Annotated in this window: 6 protein-coding genes; 1 reads left to right on the top strand and 5 read right to left on the bottom strand. The window is 64.4% G+C overall.

Features of this window, described 5'->3' with window-relative positions; all coding sequences use genetic code 11:
* Nucleotides 1-27: 27 nt before the first annotated feature.
* The 5 genes from ytfJ to ACZO3G_RS14530 are packed head-to-tail and all read right to left on the bottom strand — an operon-like array spanning nt 28 to nt 3,207.
* Complete coding sequence (ytfJ, locus tag ACZO3G_RS14550) at nt 28-471, bottom strand: GerW family sporulation protein (protein WP_101548898.1); 444 nt, start codon at nt 469-471, stop codon at nt 28-30.
* Nucleotides 472-496: 25 nt separating this feature from the next.
* Nucleotides 497-1,147 (bottom strand): DUF2953 domain-containing protein, encoded by a 651-nt coding sequence (locus ACZO3G_RS14545; RefSeq protein WP_276873729.1) that lies wholly within the window; start codon nt 1,145-1,147, stop codon nt 497-499.
* Between the two features lie 21 nt (nt 1,148-1,168).
* Nucleotides 1,169-1,762, bottom strand: coding sequence for an SMC-Scp complex subunit ScpB (scpB, locus tag ACZO3G_RS14540; protein WP_101548894.1), 594 nt, complete (start codon nt 1,760-1,762; stop codon nt 1,169-1,171).
* Between the two features lie 39 nt (nt 1,763-1,801).
* Entirely contained in the window at nt 1,802-2,545 is a 744-nt protein-coding gene (locus ACZO3G_RS14535; protein WP_276873733.1) for a segregation and condensation protein A, read from the bottom strand.
* Nucleotides 2,542-3,207, bottom strand: a complete 666-nt coding sequence (locus tag ACZO3G_RS14530) for a site-2 protease family protein (RefSeq protein WP_276873735.1) — start codon at nt 3,205-3,207, stop codon at nt 2,542-2,544. The genes ACZO3G_RS14535 and ACZO3G_RS14530 overlap by 4 nt, the downstream gene beginning before the upstream one ends.
* A gap of 237 nt (nt 3,208-3,444) precedes the next feature.
* On the opposite strand from ACZO3G_RS14530, the gene rpmB reads away from it, so the two are divergent.
* The gene (gene rpmB / locus ACZO3G_RS14525) at nt 3,445-3,633 is read left to right on the top strand and encodes a 50S ribosomal protein L28 (protein WP_101548888.1); all 189 of its coding nucleotides are present in this window, start codon (nt 3,445-3,447) and stop codon (nt 3,631-3,633) included.
* Nucleotides 3,634-4,356 lie beyond the last annotated feature (723 nt).

Genomic DNA, 4,356 nt, shown 5'->3' with positions numbered 1-4,356 from the left:
CATTTTATGCGGGATTTTCCGGGCGCATTACAGGTCGATGTGGATTTCCGTCCCGGCCTGCGGGTCGTCCCCGGCGGTTTTCGCTTCCCTGGCGGGCTTCTCCTTCTTCTGGAAGAGCGCGCCCAGCTTGTCGATCACCTCGGGCGCCATCGACACCACCCGGTCGGCGGTCGTCTTGTTGTCGTTCATTTGCAGGAGGTCGACCCTGCCGTCCTTGATGACGAGGAAGGCCAGCGGCTGTACCGACACGCCGCCGCCCGCGCCGCCGCCGAAGAGCTCCGGCTGCTTGGACGAGGGGATGTCCGAGCCGCCCGACACGAAGCCGAAGCTGACCTTGGACACCGGGATGATGATGGTGCCGTCGGGGGCGGTGATCGCCTCGCCGATGATCGTGTCCGCATCGACGAGCGAACGCAGGTTTTGCAGCGAGCTGTCCATCAGCCCGTTGATCGGATGGCTGTTGTTTCCCATAGCGAAAAGACCTCCCTGTGATCTGTTAGTCTCCGGTTTTCCCCTGCGCGCCCTTCTCCGGGGCCGGGGGCTCCTGCGCATGTTTTCTCCTCATGGTTTTGACCAAAAACGCGCACCCTATGCGGATGGCCGCGCCGAGCGCCACGAGCGGCGTCAGCCGCGCGCGCGCGGCGAAGTCGACCTTCCCCTCCTCCGCCGTGAAATCCGGGCGGATCTGGATATCCGGCTTTTCAATGCGCAGGAAGCCGAGCGCGAGCGCATAGGCGGTGTAGACCACCGCGTTGACCCGGCCGTAGGCCATCGCCGTATCCGCGGCGTCCTCCCCCGCCACCACCATATAGAGGTGGATCCGGTAGAAGACGAAATTCCGGACGAGCATCCCCGCCCCGCCCCGGAGGGAGGAGAGCAGATCGACGACCACCCCGAGCAGCTCGGAAAATTCCAGCGGCTTTTTGGCGGCCTTGGGCTTTTCCTCCCGCGGCTTGGGGGGCTTTTTCCGTTTGGCGCCGCGCTCCTTGGGCTCCTTCGTCAGGTCGATGGTGAAAAAGAGCCAGCGCAGGTACGCTTCGGGCGGCTCCCCCGTGCGGTAGGCCGCCGTGAATGAAACGGGGATGCAGAGCAGCAGCAGGACCGCCGCGAGCACGCCCGCGATGGAAAGCCCCACGACCGCCGCCATATCCTCCGCCTCCCTTTCTTGTTATGCGTCGTCGCCGGCGAGTTCGAGCTCCCCGAAGGCGACCTGCCCCTCGAGCACGTCGTCGGGCACCGGGAGCGCCTCCTCCTCCCCCGAGGGGACGGTGGGCAGCTCGTCGAGGCTCGACAGCCCGAAGCAGCGCAGGAAATTGGCCGTCGTGCGGTAGGCGATCGGCCGGCCGGGCAGCTCCAGCCGCCCCGCCTCCTCGACAAGCGCCTTGTCGATCAGCGAGTTGACCACCCCCGAGCTTTCGACGCCGCGCACCTGTTCGATGAACGCGCGGGTGACCGGCTGGTTGTAGGCGATGACCGCCAGCACCTCCAGCGCCGCCTGCGTAAGCGGGATGTTGCGCCGCAGCTCGAGCGCCTCCCGGATGACGGGGGCGAATTCCGCCCGCGTCGCAAGCTGAAGCCTGTCCCCCAGCCGCAGCAGCTCGAAGGGCATCCCCGCGTCGTCGAGCTCCCCGCGCAGGCCGGGCAGCAGGCGTTCGACCGTCTCCTCGTCGGCGCCGACCGCCTGCGCGACGCGGGAGAGCTCCACCGCGTCGCCCCCCGCGAAGAGGATGGCAAGAATCTGTTTTTGAATGAGGTCGATCATGTGACGGCTCCGTTCCGCCGCGTCCGCGGCAGCGTTAGTCTAGACCGCCGGAGGTTCCCCCTCCGGCGCGCGGCGCTCCTGCTTCGACCGGTCGAAGCGCACCTCGTCCCCCTCCACCGTGATCCTGCGCGCCTTCACCAGCTCGAGCACCGCGAGAAAGGTCGCGACCAGCTCGCTGCGGTCGCCGCTCGACGTGAAAAGGCTCTCGTAGGAGGCGCGTCCGCTGCGGTAGAGGGATTTCAGAATGTGGATGATGCGGCTTCCGACCGACACCACCCGCCGGGACACGATGCCCGAAAACGCCTGCGCCGGGGGCGGCAGCCTCCGGCGGCCGCGTCCGGCCGCGTCCTGGTAGGCGGCGTAGAGCTCGTCCGCCCGATGGGTGAGGCGGTAGGTGTTGTCCGCCTCGATTTTCACCGGCGCGCGTACAAATTGCAGATGCATCCTGTTGCGCGCCCCGAGCTGGGCCGCCACCTGCCTGCACACCTGGTATTCGAGCAGCTCGCCCTGGAGCTCGGTTTTGAGCTGGAGCCCCTCCTCCTCGTGCCGCGGCAGCAGCATGACCGTCTTGATGTAGACGAGCCGGGAGGCCATCTCGAGGAACTCGCTGGCGACCTCGAGGTCCTGTTCCTCCAGCGAGCGGATATAGGTCAGATACTGCTCGAGCAGGGCGGAAATCTCGATGTCGCAGATATCCAGCTTGTGCTTTTGAATGAGGAAGAGCAAAAGGTCGAGCGGGCCTTCGAACTCCTCCGTTTTAAACAGCAGTTTTTCCATCGTCATACGTAAAGCAGTTCGGGTGTCCGGGTGATCAGGGCGAAGAACCGGAGAATCCAGCGGGTCAGCCAGCCCATCGGGACGCTCAGCACGCCCATGAAGACCGCCACCAGCACGACGATGTAGATGACCTGCTGGTACTGCGCGATCCGCGCTTCCCACTTGGCGGGGATAAAATAGGCCAGGATGCGGTAGCCGTCGAGCGGCGGGACGGGCAGAAGGTTGAAGATCGCCAGCGACACGTTGATCGTGACCATCATGAGCAGGATATAGCTGACGATCACGGCGGCGTCCGTCTGGCCCGCGTAACCGAGCGCGAGCACCGCCAATTTATTGACGAGCAGCAGCGCGAGCCCCAGCAGCAGGTTGGACACCGGACCCGCCAGGGCGGTGACGGCCATGCCGCCCCGCATCGTAATTTTACGGGTGAAATTGCGGGGGTTGACGGGGGTGGGCTTTGCCCAGCCGTACCGCTGGGTGAGCAGCAGCATGACCGAACCGATCGGGTCGAGATGCGCGAGCGGGTTGAGGTTCAGCCGTCCCTGTAAGCTCGCGGTGTCGTCCCCCAGCTTATAGGCCGCCCACGCGTGGGCGCACTCATGCACCGGCATCGAGGTCATCAGCACGATCAGCGTGACGATAAAGCTTTGCATGTCCCAGTTCAGCATGGCGTTCTCCCGTCGAAAATGTGGCGGCGCTTTGCGTCAAACGCCGCGTCCGCTCGTATATTATACCTGTTCCAGGGTGGAAATACAAGCGGATTTGCCGGTAATTCCCTTTTCATGCCTTTTCCCCGAAAATTTTGCGAAAAACCACTTGCATTTAAAGGCCGAATCTGGTAGAATACTAACGTTGACCTACAATACAGGTGTAAAATCTTTCTTATGATAGAGGAGGTGCAGAACATGGCAAAATGCGATATCTGCGGTAAAGGTGTTACTTTCGGAATCAAGGTTTCTCATTCGCACAGGCGTTCCAACCGCGCTTGGAAACCCAATGTCCAGCGTGTCAAGGCGATCGTCGACGGAACTCCCCGCCACATCTATGCCTGCACCCGCTGCCTGCGTTCCGATAAGATTCAGCGCGCGCTGTAATCCTTCGACCACGCAAAAGCAAAAGCCTCCGCTATGCGGGGGCTTTTTTGTTTCTGCCGCTCAGCGAGCGGCGCAGCTTGCCGGGTCCCGCCCCGGGGTGGGCTTGGATTTGCCGCACATCGAGCGGCGCAGTTTGTCGGTAGTCGACCGACAGCGAGTTCCTTTCTTGCTTGCCCAAGAAAGGAACCAAAGAAGGGCACGAGGGGCTTAGGCGGCCTGCCCGGGCTACGCCCGGAGCGCGCTACGCGCGACGGCCGCTCGCGGGCGCTCCGCCCCGCGACCCCGGCTTGAGTCCGCTTCGCGGACCCGGCCCTGCGGGCCGGATTCTCTATAAGGATGGCCTGCGGCCAAATCCCCTGCGGCGCCCGGTTCACGGATGAGCGGATGGGTGTACAGCACCCCGCCAGCCGCCGCGCCGCGGGCGCAATGCCTCTGCCGGCGAGCCTCCGGAACCGTGCCCGAAATGCTTTCGGGGAGATGCGACGGCAAAAACGCAAAGGAGCGCCGCCCGGTGGGCGGCGCTCCTTTGTGGCTGAGCCTTCTGTTCCTCTGTTGGGTGCGCCCGCAACCTGAATTGAGCCCTCAGCTGGTGTACCCGTGGGGTGTGGCGGTAGTCTGCGGGTCTTGGCAAGGTACTCCCGGGGGATACCGCTTAAAGTTCCGGCCCGCAGGGCCGGGTCCGCGTAGCGGACTCAAGCCGGGGTCGCGGGGCGGAGCGCCCGC

The sequence above is a fragment of the Anaerotruncus sp. genome (genome assembly GCF_057433415.1).
Note: the sequence above shows the minus strand (reverse complement) of the source record. Positions and strands in the feature narration are given on the sequence as shown.